The 15696-nt window shown below is 67.7% G+C and carries 17 protein-coding genes; 5 read left to right on the top strand and 12 right to left on the bottom strand.

Annotated elements, in window-relative coordinates; translation table 11 throughout:
- Positions 1–157: 157 nt before the first annotated feature.
- On the top strand, positions 158–1771 hold the full coding sequence (locus tag F5X71_RS03730; RefSeq protein ID WP_167460680.1) for a (2,3-dihydroxybenzoyl)adenylate synthase: 1614 nt from the start codon (positions 158–160) through the stop codon (positions 1769–1771).
- A gap of 50 nt (positions 1772–1821) precedes the next feature.
- On the opposite strand, the gene nbtS is transcribed toward F5X71_RS03730, so the two are convergent.
- Both nbtS and F5X71_RS03720 read right to left on the bottom strand, forming a co-directional pair.
- Complete coding sequence (gene nbtS / locus F5X71_RS03725; protein ID WP_167460679.1) at positions 1822–3135, bottom strand: nocobactin biosynthesis salicylate synthase NbtS; 1314 nt, start codon at positions 3133–3135, stop codon at positions 1822–1824.
- A 103-nt stretch (positions 3136–3238) separates the two neighbouring features.
- Positions 3239–4003, bottom strand: coding sequence for a DUF2127 domain-containing protein (locus F5X71_RS03720; RefSeq protein WP_167460678.1), 765 nt, complete (start codon positions 4001–4003; stop codon positions 3239–3241).
- Positions 4004–4283: 280 nt separating this feature from the next.
- Here F5X71_RS03720 and F5X71_RS03715 point away from each other — a divergent pair, with 280 nt between their 5' ends.
- The 3 genes from F5X71_RS03715 to F5X71_RS03705 all read left to right on the top strand — a co-directional run bounded on the left by F5X71_RS03715 (position 4284) and on the right by F5X71_RS03705 (position 8781).
- On the top strand, positions 4284–6746 hold the full coding sequence (locus tag F5X71_RS03715) for a glycerol-3-phosphate 1-O-acyltransferase (RefSeq protein ID WP_167460677.1): 2463 nt from the start codon (positions 4284–4286) through the stop codon (positions 6744–6746).
- On the top strand, positions 6743–8188 hold the full coding sequence (locus F5X71_RS03710; RefSeq protein WP_167460676.1) for an HAD-IB family hydrolase: 1446 nt from the start codon (positions 6743–6745) through the stop codon (positions 8186–8188). The genes F5X71_RS03715 and F5X71_RS03710 overlap by 4 nt, the downstream gene beginning before the upstream one ends.
- 152 nt (positions 8189–8340) lie before the next feature.
- Complete coding sequence (locus F5X71_RS03705) at positions 8341–8781, top strand: DUF6069 family protein (protein WP_167460675.1); 441 nt, start codon at positions 8341–8343, stop codon at positions 8779–8781.
- A 63-nt stretch (positions 8782–8844) separates the two neighbouring features.
- Here F5X71_RS03705 and F5X71_RS03700 read toward each other — a convergent pair whose 3' ends face one another.
- The 8 genes from F5X71_RS03700 to F5X71_RS03665 form a co-directional block, all read right to left on the bottom strand.
- A complete protein-coding gene (locus tag F5X71_RS03700; protein WP_167466182.1) occupies positions 8845–9546 on the bottom strand; it encodes a polyprenol monophosphomannose synthase in 702 nt (233 codons plus the stop codon).
- Positions 9547–10375: 829 nt separating this feature from the next.
- Entirely contained in the window at positions 10376–10543 is a 168-nt protein-coding gene (locus tag F5X71_RS03695) for a hypothetical protein (RefSeq protein WP_014981515.1), read from the bottom strand.
- 70 nt (positions 10544–10613) lie between these two features.
- Positions 10614–11279 carry a GAP family protein gene (locus F5X71_RS03690; RefSeq protein WP_167460674.1) on the bottom strand — a complete coding sequence of 222 codons (666 nt, stop codon included), beginning with the start codon at positions 11277–11279 and terminating at the stop codon, positions 10614–10616.
- A 103-nt stretch (positions 11280–11382) separates the two neighbouring features.
- A complete protein-coding gene (locus tag F5X71_RS03685; protein ID WP_167460673.1) occupies positions 11383–11595 on the bottom strand; it encodes a hypothetical protein in 213 nt (70 codons plus the stop codon).
- A 147-nt stretch (positions 11596–11742) separates the two neighbouring features.
- Positions 11743–12234, bottom strand: coding sequence for an SRPBCC family protein (locus F5X71_RS03680; protein WP_167460672.1), 492 nt, complete (start codon positions 12232–12234; stop codon positions 11743–11745).
- The gene (locus tag F5X71_RS03675; RefSeq protein ID WP_167460671.1) at positions 12231–12548 is read right to left on the bottom strand and encodes an ArsR/SmtB family transcription factor; all 318 of its coding nucleotides are present in this window, start codon (positions 12546–12548) and stop codon (positions 12231–12233) included. Before F5X71_RS03675 ends, F5X71_RS03680 begins: the two co-directional genes overlap by 4 nt.
- Positions 12549–12639: 91 nt before the next feature.
- Positions 12640–12804 carry a hypothetical protein gene (locus F5X71_RS03670; RefSeq protein WP_167460670.1) on the bottom strand — a complete coding sequence of 55 codons (165 nt, stop codon included), beginning with the start codon at positions 12802–12804 and terminating at the stop codon, positions 12640–12642.
- 241 nt (positions 12805–13045) lie between these two features.
- On the bottom strand, positions 13046–13447 hold the full coding sequence (locus tag F5X71_RS03665; protein ID WP_167460669.1) for a hypothetical protein: 402 nt from the start codon (positions 13445–13447) through the stop codon (positions 13046–13048).
- A 164-nt stretch (positions 13448–13611) separates the two neighbouring features.
- Here F5X71_RS03665 and F5X71_RS37660 point away from each other — a divergent pair, with 164 nt between their 5' ends.
- Entirely contained in the window at positions 13612–14007 is a 396-nt protein-coding gene (locus F5X71_RS37660) for an HAD family hydrolase (RefSeq protein WP_428981445.1), read from the top strand.
- 339 nt (positions 14008–14346) lie between these two features.
- On the opposite strand, the gene F5X71_RS03660 is transcribed toward F5X71_RS37660, so the two are convergent.
- The gene (locus F5X71_RS03660; RefSeq protein ID WP_167460668.1) at positions 14347–15468 is read right to left on the bottom strand and encodes a tyrosine-type recombinase/integrase; all 1122 of its coding nucleotides are present in this window, start codon (positions 15466–15468) and stop codon (positions 14347–14349) included.
- Complete coding sequence (locus tag F5X71_RS03655) at positions 15469–15687, bottom strand: excisionase family DNA-binding protein (protein ID WP_174817006.1); 219 nt, start codon at positions 15685–15687, stop codon at positions 15469–15471.
- Between the last annotated feature and the right edge of the window lie 9 nt (positions 15688–15696).

Genomic DNA, 15696 nt, shown 5'->3' with positions numbered 1-15696 from the left:
ACCGAGTCTAAACGGACACGCGACCTTCCTCCCGGCCGCGCGACCAGCGGTCATAGCCGTCGTAGCCGTGCCGAACCGAGTGAGATAGGGTTGCCTAACCTATATCTGCCGGGCTTCGCGCACCGCGCTCGGCTCGAATCATCTGTGAGGCAAGACCGTGACTTCGACATCCACCACGCATCGCGATGGCTATGTCGGCTTCCCCGACGAGGCCGCCGACGCCTACCGAGCAGCCGGATACTGGACCGGGCGCCCGCTGGCCGATCTGCTGCGCGACACCGCGAAGCGGCATCCGCACCGGCCCGCGCTGCTCGACGCCGAACAGACGCGCAGCTACGCCTGGCTCGACGCCGAAGCCGACCGGATGGCGCACGGCCTGCTGGCACTGGGCATCGCGCCGGGCGACCGGGTGGTGGTGCAACTGCCGAACGTGCCCGAATTCCTGACCGTGCTCTTCGGCGCGCTGCGCGCTGGCATCATTCCGGTGCTGACGCTGCCCGCCCACCGCAGGGCCGAAATCGAGCATCTGGCAGCGCTTTCCGAGGCCGTCGCCTACATCATCGTCGACCGGCTCGGCGACTTCGACTATCGCGAGCTGGCCGAGTCGGTACGGGCCGCGGTACCGACGCTGCGGCATGTGCTCGTGGTCGGCGAGCCCGGCGCCGGAACCGACCTGGCCTCGGTGCCCCGCGGGGGCGAGACACTGCCGCCGATCGATCCGAGCGATATCGCGCTGATGCTCGTCTCCGGCGGGACAACGGGTCTGCCGAAGCTCATCGCGCGCACCCATGACGACTACGCCTACAACGCCACCGCGAGCGCCGCGATCTGCGAGCTCACCGCGGACGACGTCTACCTGGCCACCTTGCCTGCCGCACACAACTTTCCACTCGCCTGCCCCGGCATCCTCGGCACCGTGAGCGTCGGCGGCGCGGTGAGCTTCATCACCGACCCCAGCCCGGAGAGCGCATTCGCGGCGATCGAACGGCACCGGGTGACGGTCACCGCCGTGGTGCCGCCGCTGGCCCAACTGTGGTGTGCCGCAACCGAATGGGAGGAGGCCGACCTGAGTTCGCTGCGCCTGCTCCAGGTCGGCGGCGCGAAGCTGGCCGAGGTCAACGCGCGCGAGGTGACCCCCGCGCTGGGCGCCACCCTGCAACAGGTCTTCGGCATGGCCGAGGGCCTGCTCAACTACACCCGGCTCGACGACGACACCGAACTGCTGTGCACCACGCAGGGCCGAGCGCTCTCACCCGACGACGAGATCCGGGTGGTCGACGCCGACGGCAACGATGTGCCGCCGGGCGCGGAGGGCGAGCTGTTGACCAAGGGCCCCTACACGATTCGCGGCTACTACCGTGCGCCCGAGCACAACGCCCGCGCCTTCACCCCCGACGGCTACTACCGCAGCGGCGATCTGGTGCGCAGGCTGCCGAGCGGCCATCTGATCGTGTCCGGCCGGATCAAGGACGTGATCAATCGCGGCGGCGAGAACATCTCCTGCGACGAACTCGAGGAGCACCTGCTCGCGTACCCGGCGGTGCGGCACGCCGCCGCGGTCGGCCTGCCCGATCCCACGCTCGGCGAAAAGGTCTGCGCCGTCCTCGTCGTCGACGGCGACATGCCGACGCTGGTCGAGATCAAGACCTTCCTGATCGAGCGCGGGCTGGCCACCTACAAACTGCCCGACGTGCTCCGTCGCGCCGACAGCCTGCCCGTCACCGCCGTCGGCAAGATCGACAAAAAGGTGCTGCGCGCCCGCGAAGGATGAGCGAACAGAAAACGGGCAGTGCACCTTTCGGCGTACTGCCCGTCACACTGTCAGGCGCGCACCACGTAGGGCGCGATGCTGCCGAGCTTTTCGCAGGTCTCCTCGAACTCCCGGTCCGGGCGCGATTGCCCGACGATGCCGGCACCGGCGCGCAGCCAGGCGCCCTCGGTGTTCTGGTAGACCGCGCGCAGCACCAGCGTCGCCTCCAGCGCACCGGTGGGCGAAACCGTCACCACCGCACCGGAATACAGGCCACGCGGGTCGTGATCGAGCCGGAACACCGAATCGATGCCCTCCCGCTTGGGAATGCCCGAGGCGGTGACCGAGGGGAACAGCACCTCGAGTGCGTCCCAGCTGCTCCGGTCGGCGGCCAGGCGGCCGCGCACCGTGGACGCGAGATGCTGCACGCTGCCGCGCTCGCGCACCACCATGAAATCGGAGACCGCCGGGGTACCCGGGTCGGCCACCTCGGCGATCTCCGCGAACGACGTGCGCACCGAAATGGCGTGCTCCACGATCTCTTTCGGGTCGCTGACCAGGTCGGCACGGGCCGCCATATCGACGGCCTCGCCGCGGCCGAAGGCGCGGGTGCCCGCCAGCGGTTCCGTGGTCACCACCCGGTTCTCGTCGACCGAGGCGACCAGTTCCGGGCTGAAGCCCGCCGCCTCGAGGCCGCCGAGGCGCAGCAGGAACGAGCGCGCGGGGGTGTTGTTCGCCCGGCCGAGCCGGTAGGTCGCAGGCACGTCCACCACGAACGGCAGATCGACCTTCCTGGACAGGATCACCTTCTGGTACCGGCCCGCCTGGATCTCGCCGACCGCCTCGGCCACCCGGTCCCGATACCCGGTCGGGTCGATCCGGACATCGGCGGGATGCGCCTGCGGCAGTTCGGATTCCTGCGACTCGGCGATCAGGCTGTGGATGTCGCCGGTCTCGGTCGGGGTGGCGCCGGAGACCCGGACGCCCGAGGCGCCGACCCGGACCTCGATCCGGGGAACCATCAAGTGCGCCACCGTCGTCCGCGGATCGAGGTGTTCGGTCGCGGCGAACGCCCATGCGCAGAACTCGAATCCGATCCAGCCGTAGGCGTTGCGCCCGGCCAACGGGAGCTCACGCAGCGCCCGATCGATGACGGTGGCGGGGCTGCCCTCCCACTTGCTGGTGGTCGTCTTCCCGTCCCAGGTGACCCGCAGCTCTTCGACATCCAATTCGATGCCACCGATCGGATCGGCGGCGAAGACCCATTCGCCCGGGCTCTCGTACATGACGTACTCACCGAACCGATCAGCCCCCGCCAGTCGGGACATCGCTGCCGCCGGATCGGTTACATACTCCACCCGCAAGCGTTCGTCCGTGGTCGACAACGATCCTCCAAAAGCTCAAAACTGGCTGACTTGGAGGTAAGGTTAGCATTACCTGATTCAAGAAGAGCTGTGCTGGCGAACACAGCCGAAAACCCACGGAAGCCTAGTTCGACGGTACTGCCAGGGCCGAGCGCTCGACGCTCAGCAAACTCTCTGCACTGTGCTCGGCGTGATAGGCGGCACCACCGCCGCGCAACCCGAACAGCCGCTTCGAGTAGAGCAGCCAGATCACCGCGACAACGTTGATCAGCAGGGCGCCGACCCGCAGCACGGTCACCTTCTCGGTCAACTCGTAGATCTCCAGCGGCAGAAACAGACTCGTCGCGACAACCGCGAAATACTCACCCCAGCGCTTCATCAGCCACAGGCCGCTCGCCTCGATCACCTGCAGCCCGGCGTAGGCGAAGACGCCGAGCGCTACCCACAGCAGGGTCGTGTTCGACAGCGAGAACGCCTCATCGATCAAGCGCACCAGCTTCGAACGGTCGATATCCCAGCCGAGTTGGTCGGCCAGCGGGCGCAGCAGCGGCAGGTCCCGATCGAAGGCCGCGCGCATCGTCTCGCGCGAGGACCGGAACTTCAGCACCCCGAACGCGGCGGCCACCAGCACCAGCCCGCGCAGCAGCCGTTCGATCGCCAGCACGCGCATCAACCAGCGGTCGCGCAGCAGCCGTCCGCGCGGCACCTCCGGCGCGTGCTCGGCGGGCCCGGACCCCACCGGGTCACCCGGCACAAACGTGCCACAGCGCAGGCAGCGCCACGCCACCCCGGCCACGGTGTCCACCCGCAGCCGCGCGGCCAGCTCCGGCTCCTCCGGCTGGTAGGTGTAGTGACCGTGCCAGCCGCACGCGCGCAACGCCCAGTCCATCCGCGCAGCCTAATTCGGCATGCGCACCCGACCTCGGATCGGCGCGGCAAGTCGATCTAGTTGCAATGGAAACGAACCTGCGACCCCGCGGCCCCGCCGCGACCTATGATCCAGTCCAACGCACATAGTGATCCTGCCCCGACGCAACACGTCAGCACCGCATGAGTACGGGAAGCTCGCCGGAACGGGCCGAGCCGAATCCGCGCTGACCGCCGACGCGACCGCGATGGCACCGGAGGGCGCGGAGACGGAACAGGATCTTCGTCGGAGGGACCGGGTCATGATCGAGCACCGTGGCGGATCGCCCGCGGATATCCAGCCGGGATCGGCGCCGGAATCGGTGGTGGCCCTGGTCGACGCGGCCTCCGCGGTGGAGCGCGAGCTGATCGGGAACTGGCTCGGCAACGGCGGCATCGCCGGCGAATTCGGCAGCACCGCGCCGGTCACCCAGCTGGATCTGGACGCGGGCGCGATCGCGGCCCGGCTGGTCGGCAGGCACGACGATCCCCTCGTCGTTCCGGTGCGCGTGCTCTGGCTGCCCCCCGAACGCGACGGCGTGCGCCGGATCACCTTCGCCGACATGGCATTGCTCACCAATCCGCGCAAGCCGAACCGGCTCGCCCAGCGCAAACTGGTCGGCCAGCCGAACCGGCACGTGGTGCTCACCGGAGCGCCCGCGCTACTCAGCGAGTTGCGCGCGAACAATCCCGAAGCGGCGGCCCTGTTCGCGAAGGGCACGGCGGAACCGTTCGCCCGCGCCATCGTGCGCGCCGCCGTGGTCGCTTTGGAGCGGGCCGAACGCACCATCATCGGCGACCGCTACAAGGTGCCCCGGCTGGTCGCCGAGGAGATCCTCGACTCCCCCGACTTCCTGCGCAGGCTCGAACTCATCGCCGACCAGATCGGCGCGAGCCCGCACGAGGTGTATCGCCGGGCGGAAAAGGCGCTGAACGAACTCGTCGCCGCGCAAAGCAGATTGGTCTCCGACCTGTTCACCCAGGCGATGCGGCCCATCCACGCCTCGACCTGGAAGGTCGACTCCGACGATTCCGGCCTGGCCGGTCTGCGCGACCTGAATCGGCGCTTCCCGCTGGTGTTCCTGCCCTCGCACCGGTCCTACGTCGACGCGTTCGTGCTCGGTGATGTGCTGGCCCGCAACGACTTCCCGCCCAACCATGTGATCGGCGGAGCCAACCTCAGCTTCTGGCCGATGGGCCCGATCGCCCGCCGCACCGGAACCGTGTTCATCCGCCGCAGTTTCGGCGACGACGAGGTGTACAAGGCGGTGGTCGAAGAGTACTTCGCCTACCTGCTCGCCAAACGATTCAACCTGGAGTGGTACTTCGAGGGCGGGCGCACCCGCACCGGCAAGCTGCGGCCACCGCGTTACGGGCTGCTGAATTACCTTGCCTCGGCGGTGCGTTCACATCGGGTCGAGGACGTCATGCTGGTGCCGGTCTCGATCACCTACGAGCGACTCAACGAGCTGGGCGCCATCGCCACCGAGCAGGTCGGCGGCAAGAAGAAGCCAGAGGGGCTCACCTGGCTGGCCCGGTACGTGCGCAGCCAGCAGCATTCGGCCGGGCACGTGTATGTGCGCTTCGGCGAACCGCTCTCGGCCCGGGATCGGCTTGCCGCGCACGGCGATCCGCTCACCACGCCGCCGCTGACCATTCCGCTGCATCGCACCGAGCCCGCGCCGATCGGGCACACCGAACTCGGGCAGGGCGTGCCGGACACCCCTGAGATCGCCGAACTGGAGCGCAAAGCCGTGCAGCGGTTGGCGTTCGAGATCGCCGTCGGCATCAACGCGGTCACCCCGGTGACGGTCAACGCGCTGGTCACCCTGGCGCTGCTCGGCGTGCACGAGCGCGCGCTCACCCTCGGCGAGGTGCGCACGGTGCTCGCGCCCGTGCTCGGTTACATCGAGAAGCGCGGCCTGCCACACGGTGAACTCGCCGCGCTGCGCGACGACCAGGGCCTTGCCGTTGTGCTGGAACAACTCTCGCTGGCCAAGGTGGTCACCGTGTACCGCGGCGGACTGGAGCCGGTGTACTCGATCGAGGCGGGCGCGCACCTGGAAGCCGCGTTCTACCGCAACAGCGCGGTGCACTGGTTCGTCCACCGGGCCATCCTCGAGCTGTCCATCCTGGCCGCGCTCGACAGCGACGGCGCCGACCAGCTGACGACCGGATGGGACGAGGCCTTCCGCCTGCGCGACCTGCTGAAATTCGAGTTCTTCTTCCCCGAGCGCGCCGAGTTCGCCGAGCAGATGACCGCCGAGATGCTGCTGCTCGATCCCCAGTGGCACAGTCACACCAGGGAGAACACCCTCGGTTCCGAGGTGATGACCAAGCTCACCGACTCCGGATTCATGATGGCGCACCGCGTGCTTCGTTCGTTCTTCGACGCGCAACTGGTGGTAGCCGAGCGGTTGGCCGCGCGGGATCCGGAGACCGAGATCGACCGCAAGCAGCTCATCGCCGAATGCGTCGCGGTCGGCAAGCAGATGATGCTGCAGCAGCGGCTGCACAGCCCGGAATCGGTGTCCACCGAACTGTTCACCAGCGCACTGAAACTCGCGGACAACTACGGCCTGCTCGAACGCGTGTCGGACGACTCGGCCAAGACCAGAGCCGAATTGACCGAGCGCCGAGTGGAATTCGCCGAACGCCTGCGCACCATCGGCGCCCGCATCTCCCAAGCCGCCGCCCTCGACCCGTCGAATCGGGTGCTGCGGTGAGCGCTGGCACCGATGGTCCAGAGGCCGGCCTGGCGGCGCGGCTGGCCGCGATCCGGTCCGGTCCACAGGGCGCGCGGATCGCCGCGATCTTCGATTTCGGCGGCACCGTCATCGCCGGACTCCCGGCGCCCGGGGTGTTTCGGCGATTGTCCCGCCGCCGCGATGTCGCGGGCGTGCTGCTGCGCGGCATCCGCAACAGCACCACCGACGGCGCGTACGGGCGGTGGCTGCACCAGCTCGCCGACGTGCTGGCGGGCCGCACCGAGGCCGAACTCGACGAGCTCGGCACCGAACTGTTCCACGGGACCACTTACGAGTACCTGTATCCCGAAGCGTGGCAACTGATTCGCACCCACCGGGACGCGGGCCACACCGTGGTGCTCGCCAGTTCGCTGACCCGCTTCCAGGTGGCGGACGCGGCGGCGGCGCTCGGGATCGAGCACGTGCTGTGCACGCCCATGGCCACCCAGGACGGCGTCCTCACCGGGTATGCCGATGGAAAGACGCTGTGGCGCAACGGCAAAGCGCAGGCGGTACGCGAGTTCGCCCACGCGAACGGCCTCGATTTGGCGCACAGCTACGGCTACGCGGACAGCGGCGCCGACCTCCCGCTGCTGGCGCTGGTCGGGCACCCGGCGGCGGTGAACCCGGACCCGCAACTCACCGCGACGGCCACCGAGCAGAACTGGTCCGCACTGCACTTCGTCCCGCGACAGGCCGCGCGGGCGGGCGACTACCTGCGCACCGCGGCGGGTTTCGCCGGCCTGCTCGGCGGCGCGTGCTACGGCGTCGCGACCGAGTGGGGCACCAGGGACCGGCAGCGGATGGCCGACAGCCTGATGGCACACGCCGCCGGTAACACCTTGAGCGTCACCGGTGTTCAGCTGCGGGTGCTCGGCGCCGAGCACGCCCGCGCGCCGCGGCCCGCGGTGTTCCTGTTCAACCATCAGAGCCAGTTCGACATCATCATCGTCCCCGAGGTGCTCGGCGGCGGCGTCACCGGCATCGGCAAGAAGGAGCTGACCCGCAACCCGATCTTCGGACCGCTGATGCGTTTCGTCGGTGTGACTTTCATCGACCGCTCCAGCACGAGCGCGGCCAAGGCCGCCCTCGCCCCGGTGGTCGAGACGCTGCGCGGCGGATTGTCGATCGCGATCGCACCCGAGGGCACCCGGTCCTACACACCGGAGGTCGGCCCGTTCAAGAAGGGCGCGTTCCATATCGCGATCCAGGCGGGCGTGCCGATCATCCCGATCGTCATCCGCAATGCGGGCGAGATCTGCAGGCGCAACGCGATGGTCGCGCGCCGGGGCATCGTCGATGTCGCGATCCTCGAACCCATCGATGTCGGCGATTGGGATCCCGAGGACCTGGACGCGAAGGTGGCGGCGGTGCGGCAACGCTACGTCGACCTGCTGAAGGACTGGCCGCAGCCGGATTGAGCACGCGCGAACATCGCCGCACCACACCGCATTCCGCCGATCCACCCCGAAACGGCATGGCGCAACCCACATCCGAGCGAGTTGACCTTAACAATTGTTGAGGTTTAATCATTGTTCTCGACACCAGCACAGCTTCGGATGAGGAGAACATCATGGCCATCATGCAGACCACCACCACCGCGGCCCTGCGTATCCCGGCCGTCAGCCGCCCGACCGCGATCCTGGGCAGCGTCGCCACCGCCGTCGCGGTCAACCTCGTCGTCTGGGCGCTCGGCCTGGCCGCCGGTGGCTCGTTCGACGTTGTCGAACAGGGCGTCACCAACCATGTCGGCGTCGGCGCGGTGGTCATCTCCTCCGCGGTGCCACTGCTCATCGGCATGACGCTGGCCGCGCTTGCGTCCTACGTCCGGGTCGGCGTGCTGCGGGTGGCCCAGGTGGTCGGCGGCGTGCTCGCCATCGCGACCATCGGCCTCACCGTCTCAGCGACCTTCGACACCGTGTCCACCATCGCGCTCTCGATGATGCACGTCGTGCTCGCCCCGGTCCTCGTGCTCGGTCTGGAGGCGATGCGCCGGGGACTGACACAGCGCTGAGTCCCCCGAATAACCGCAGGGCCCCACATCCATCGGATGCGGGGCCCTGCGGGTATTCGCGGTTCAGACCGCGCGACCGAACAGCAGCTTCCACGGCATCAGCGCCGATTCGAGCTGAACCTTCAGGCTCATCTTCGACGCGCCGAGGGTGCGCTCCTCGAAACGGATCGGCACCTCCGCGATCGCGATGCCTTTCTTGACCGTCCGGTAGTTCATCTCGACCTGGAAGGAGTACCCGTTGCTGCGGATCGTGCCGACCTCGATCGCGCGCAGGGTGTCGGCCTTCCATGCCTTGAAGCCCGCGGTGGCGTCCTTCACGTGCAGGCGCAGGATCAGGTTCACGTAGAAGTTGGCCCAGGCCGAGAGCGCCTTGCGGTACCACTTCCACTCCTCGGCGGTCGAACCGCCGGGCACATAGCGCGAACCGAGCACGACGCCCGCGTCGGTGCTCGCCAGCTTCTCCAGCATGGCCGGAATCACCTCGGCCGGATGCGAGAGGTCGGCGTCCATCTGGATGACCACGTCGGCGCCTTCGTCGAGCGCGCGGGTGATGCCCGCGATGTAGGCCCGGCCGAGGCCGTCCTTCTCGGTCCGGTGCAGCACGCCCACCACATTCGGCAGCTCGACGGCCAGCTTGTCGGCGACCTCACCGGTGCCGTCCGGTGAATTGTCGTCGACCACGAGCACGTGCAGGTCGGGTACCGGCAGCGCGGTCAACCGCTCCACCGCAACCGGCAGATTCTCCCGCTCGTTGTAGGTCGGCACAACAACGGTAACCCTCAAGGGTCGCCCTCCCTGCTGATCCTGGTCCGGCTCGCAGCCCACGTCAGGACCACCGAGCACTCGTCTGATTCGAGGAAAACCGTACTTGATCGTGCTGAAGCGGACCTGAGTGGATATACCTGGACGCCAGGACTTCGCGTCCGTATGGCCAGGTCACAAGATCACATTCACCCGGCGTTCTCCCTGCCGCCGCGAGCAGGCGCGGCCGGGATCACTTGCCGCGCACCGGACTAGGGGTGCCAGCGAGCCAGCTGGTGCCGCCGTGGTTCGGGTGCCGTAGCGGTCCGGAGGCCGCAGCAGTTCGGAGCCCGCAGCGGTCTGGAGCCCGCAACAGTTCGGAGCCCGCGGGCGGTCCGAAGGCCGCAACAGTCTGGAGCCCGCAACAGTCTGGAGCCCGCAACAGTCTGGAGCCCGCAACAGTCCGGAGCCCGCAACAGTCCGGAGCCCGCAACAGTCCGGAGCCCGCAACAGTCCGGAGCCCGCAACAGTCCGGACCCCGCAACAGTCCGGACGCCGCAGGCGGTCCGGAGGCCACAGGCGGTCCGGAGGCCACAGCAGTTCGGAGGCCGCGGCAGTCCTGGTACCGCCGCCGATCCGATGCTGCCGCAGGCCGGATGCTGCCGCCGATCCCATGCCGCCGCAGTCCTGGTGCCGTCGCCGTTCCTATGCTGCGGCGGTCCTGATGCGCCGCCGACCTGATACCTCTGCGATTCGGCTCGCTTCCCGGCACGGCCGAGTCGACACCGGTATCGGCGACGACCGCGCGTCCGGCTGGGCCGTGCTCGCGCCCGGCGGCGGTTCGGAGCTCGGGTCAGTCGCCGTCGCTCGCGTCCGCCTGCGCGTTGCGTGCCTTGACGATCTCCAGCGCCCGTTCCGCGGTCGCCTGATCCGGATACGGACCCATCCGATCCTGGAACCAGCACTGCCGGCCCTTCTCGGCCCGCTTGTGCTTCAAGCAGTAGTACCAGCGCTCAGCCATGACCCCAGCATGTCACTCTCTTCGCTCCGGTAACGGGCTTTCCGAGATCGGTCCCGGCGTGTGCGCGGCCTCACCACAGATGCACGAGGGCATCGACCAGCAGCACACCGCCGAAGATCACGAAAAGCACCCGCAGCGTGCGCGGGACGTATCGGGTCAGCACGCGCACGATCGCGCGGTAGACCCGACGCGCCCGGGGCGTTCGACGCAGCGACAGCGACAGCACCAGCAGCGGTGGCAGCAATGCGAGCGCACAGTAGGCAAGCACCAGCAGCGGCCACAGGGGAGGTTGGCGCGCCGAAAGCATGGCCAGACCGGCTAGATACGGCACCGCGGTAGGCGCCTGCGCCAGGCCGATCGCCATCCCCACGAAGCCGAACAGCCACGGTCTTCGACGCAGTGCCGACGCCCATGCGGGCGGCTCGCGGCGCTGCGCGACCGGCATCCGGCTGAGTGCGATGAGCGCCACACCCAGCGCCAGCTCGCCCCAATATCGCAGGGCCGGTGTGAGTTCGAACGACACCAGCTCCGTCAAGAATGTGAGACCGAGCACGGTACAGATGCCGAACGCCGTGGTGACCACGAAAACGCCCGCGAGAAAACTCAATCCGCCCGGCACCGGGGACCGCCTGCCCAACCGGCTGTCGGCCACCACCGCCGTGGTCACCCCCACCAGCAGCACATCCAGCGAGTCCAGCAGCGCGAAGCCCGCGAGCGCGAGTAAGAAGGGCACCATGACGGACCCAGCCTACGGGAGCTCGGGCGAGTGGCGGTCGGGCGACAAAGCCGCGCGGGACATGCGGGAGTCGTTGTGCCACCGCATGTCCCGCGCGTGCCCGTCAGGGGCACATCGGCGGGCCGATATCGCAGGACAGGCGTGCGGACAGACTGGTCAGCAATCGCGCCGAGCCCGAACTGACGCCATCGATGGGTTGTGCCTCGGGCACCGCGTCGGTCGCAGGCTCCAGAGCCAGCCCCGGTTCGGCAGTGGCATAACCGGCCCCGGCCAGCGTGCCGAGCGTGATCGCGCTCGCCGCAACACAATTCGTCACTATCCGTTTCACCGATACCTTCTTCCCTCCAGTGGCGGCGCAACGCGCGTCACCGTGTGCGCCCAGGTTAGGAAGATCACATCGGGGCCGGACAGTCCCGAGTTGTCCCGCCACAGAGCCTCGGGCCCATGGCGAACCGGGCAGCGGTCAGGCGATCAGCGGGCCGGATTGCGGGCCGACCAGCGGCTCGAACACCGCGGCGTACGCCTCGAAGCGCGGCTTCCAGTCGCCGGGGTCCAGGCCGGCGAGCTGATCGAGGCAGGCGTCCCAGCCCGCGGCGTTACGGGCCGCCGCGTCCGGCGCCAGTTCGTTGACGAGGACAAGGCGCGTGCCGCTCCCGTGCGGCGCCAACTCGAACCGCAGGCGTTCCTCGCCCCAGGAGAACTCCAGGAGTTTCGGTTCGTCGACCGCGAGCACCTCGCCGTCGAGGGTCATCCCGCTCTCGTCGCCGAAATCGAAGCCGATCGTCGCGCCGACCCGCCACACGCCACCGGTCACCCGCACGTCGCACGGAAACCAGGCGCGCAGCTGTTCCCGGTCGGTCAGCGCCTGCCACACCACCGCGGGCGGGTCGACCAACTCCCGTTCCAATCGCACCGCGGGGCGCTCGCCCTCGGTCCGCAACCGCGCCTGGGTCATGTCCGTCTCCTCCGGTCGAGGTGTTCTTCGAGTAGATCGAGGTGGGTGTGCCACATCCGGCGATACGGGGCCAGCCAATCGTCCAGTTCCACAAGCGGTTCCGGCCTGATCCGGTACAGGCGACGCTGCGCGGCCACCCGCACCTCCACCAGCCCCGCCTCCTTGAGCACCCGCAGATGCTTCGAAACCGCGGGCTGACTGAGCCCCAGCTCCGCGACCAGCGCCCCCACCGGCGACTCCCCCGTCCGCAGCACCTCGAGAATCGCCAGCCGATTGGGTTCGGCCAGCACCTGGAAGACAGTCGCCGCGGTCACCCCTTCATAGTCTTCACTAGTTATATAACTGTCAAGGAATATTAGGGGCCTCGAACCAAACTTCGCCGGGAGCCTCGAACTATGCGCGCGCTCAGCGGCTTTCGTTGTCCGGATCGGCAGACTCTTCCGGCGGATTCCGCGGCACCACTTCGATCCGCACCGATCCCGCCCGCACCGACCACAGAATCAGCCCGCAGACCACCAGCAGAACCCCGACGACCACCACGAAGATCACGATGTTGCCCACCATGGTCACGCCCCTCCGAAACCTCCGGCCAGTGCCCCCGATCCTAGACACCGTCCGGCCACACCCCCATGACCTCGCCCTTCACTCCACAGAGAACCTCCCCACCGACCGGCACCCCCCGCCTCGCACGTAATCCCCTCGGCGACGCCGGATTCCACGTACTGGACAACCGATCACCAGGTAATGGTGGCGGGAGCCTCTCGACCGATGCCGCCACCATTACCTGGTGATCAACCGACCAGCCGCGTCACTACGCCAACTCGACCAACTTGGCTTGCCCGACCACCACCGCCCCGTCGGCATCGACCAACGCGATCCGCACCTGCACCGTCGTGCCCCTCTTGATCGGCTCGGCCGCACCATCCACGCCTGCCACCACAACCACCGCCGACTGCGGCGTCCCGTCACAGACGACACGCCTCTCCGACCCCGCGGCCGCCGCCTGTTCGGCCTGCGGTTCCCCCACCATCACCCCGATCTCCACCACCCTGGATGAAGCCGCACAGCTGTAATCAACCCCCACATTCCCCGGCCCCACCCCCCTCAGTTCGATACTGTCCGCCGCCGCCGAAGCCGGCCCCACCCCAACCACCAGCCCGGCCCCAACCCCCACAACCCACAAAAAGTTCCGAATAGTCACCATCGATCTCATTCCTCCTGAGTAGTGGAAAGCAGATCCCGGAAAACCTCGAAAACAACCAAGCAGCCCAACCCGCACCCCCATACTCCCCCATCGCGGAGGGGCGAGCGATTGGTGTCGTCAGCAATAGCTCCATCTCCGCCATCGACACCTGCCACCGCCCACGGGCTCCGCAGATGTGTGGTCGGAACCCCGGTCGCACGCCCACGACCCCAACCCGGCTGAAGCCCGATCCGCACCTTCTGTGCAGCGCCATGAATGACCTGAACGCCCGCGGTGACATCAGCGTCTTCATCGGCTACTCCGTCTCCGACATCGAAGCGGCGCACGCAGCCCAAATCCCTGTAGTCGCCTTCGCGAACCGACCAGAGAAAGTTGCGCGCTCACGCGCTCACGCGCCCACTGCCCGGATCCGATGGAACGCAGCCACTTCCAGCCCACGGCACCGACCACGGCTCATCTACGGCCGCGCCAAGCACCAGCCACACCGCCCGCCAACCAGACACCGCCATCAACCAGCTCGCTCACGGTCAACAGAGCCGCGCAAAGCCGAAAGGTGGCGCAAGGGTTGACCTCCACCAACCCACCATCGCAACCACGAACTACCCAGGAACCGCTAACAACGGAGGCGAAACCAACCACAGCTCATCTACGGCAGCCGGGCATCAACTACGGCAGCCGGGGGTCCGGGGGCGAAGCCCTCCGGGCGGGTGTGGGGTTGCACCCCACAAACAAAAAGACGAGGGAACCAACGCGTGCGCTCTCCGCACGCAGGGTTCCCTCGTTTCCGAGTGGCCAGGGCCGGGATCGAACCGGCGACCTTCCGCTTTTCAGTCAGGCACAAAACCGCAGCTCAGATAGCAATTTTCACGGTCCGTGCCCCCAGCGTGCCCTAGCATTTCCTGGCCCTTTCAGTGCTTGACGACGATGGATCGAGGCAGCCCTACCGCATTTCCCCGGGCGGCGAGCTTGCTCAGGGCGTCGGCGATCTCCCTATCTCTGCCATCGACCGCGTGCAGATACCGAAGCGCAGCGGCATTCGAGGCGTGCCCCATCCGCTTCTTGAGGTCCGCCAGTGTCGCACCGGTCGCCGCAGCCAGTGTCTGGCCGGTATGCCGCAGGTCGTGGAAGCTCACATCGACGCCGACCTTGTTCCGGGCACGGACGAATGCCTGATAGGCCGCATTGCCGCGCATCCTCTGCCCATCGCGGCCCATGAACATCCACTCCTTGCCCGCCCACTTGTCCTTGTGGTCGACAAGGTAGGGGTGGAGATGTGGCGGGATCTCGACCGGCCGCTTGCCCGCATCGGTCTTCGGATCCTTGTCGAAGGCTTCGTCGGACTCCAGCATCTCGACCCGGTTCCGCCGCACCCAGAGCACGTTCGCCTCCAGGTCCACATCTTTGACTGCCAGCCCGATGATTTCGCCACGACGCAGGCCGCACCATGCTGCGATCAAGACTGCCGCCCGGTAGCGAGGTGTGATGTTGTCGACCAGGTCCGCCACTTCCGCTGGCGTCGCGATACCGCGTTCCTTGGCACCGTCCGAGCCTGCGCCCTTGATCATGCAAGGGTTCACCAGAATCGCCCGGTCCCTCTTGGCCTGGTTCATTACCGCGCGCAGGAATCGGTACGACTGCCGGATCGAGGTCTTGCCTCCGGTGCCTGCCATCGCATTCGCGTACCAGCTACGCACCACCGGTGCAGTAATCGCGATCAACGGCTTATCGCGAATTTCCGCCATGTGCAGGCGCATGTTCCGAAGGCAGGTTTCTTCCCACCGCCGACCAACGTCCGGGTTCTCTTTCAAGTAGGCGGTGGCGTACTCGTGGAAAATCTGTAAGCCGAGTTGCTCGTCGAGCCAGGTGCCCTTACTGATATCCGCTTCGGCCTTCACTAGCCAGCGATCAGCGTCGGTCTTGGTGCGGAAGGTGTTCGGTGCGTTCTGGCGTTGCCCGTCCGGTCCGATGAACGATGCCTGGTACCGCCCAGAGGGCAGCTTGCGAACTTTGCCGAAACGTCTGCGAGCCATCTACGCCACCACCCTGCCGCCGCTCCAGCGCACCGCGATCGGCTCTACCCGACCGGCTTGCACGTAAGCCTCCAAGTCTGTGATCTTGAACCGCACATGAGTCCCCACCTTGTAGAACACAATCCGACGTTCCGCGACCAACCGACGTATGAATCTCTCACCTGTGCCCAGGTAGGCAGCTGCGCCCGGCACATCCACGTATCCCGAACCGATATCCATCGCTGCTCG

Source organism: Nocardia brasiliensis (assembly GCF_011801125.1).
Lineage (GTDB): Bacteria > Actinomycetota > Actinomycetes > Mycobacteriales > Mycobacteriaceae > Nocardia > Nocardia brasiliensis_C.
The sequence above is the reverse complement of the archived record's forward strand: the minus strand, read 5'-3'. Positions and strand labels throughout refer to the sequence as shown.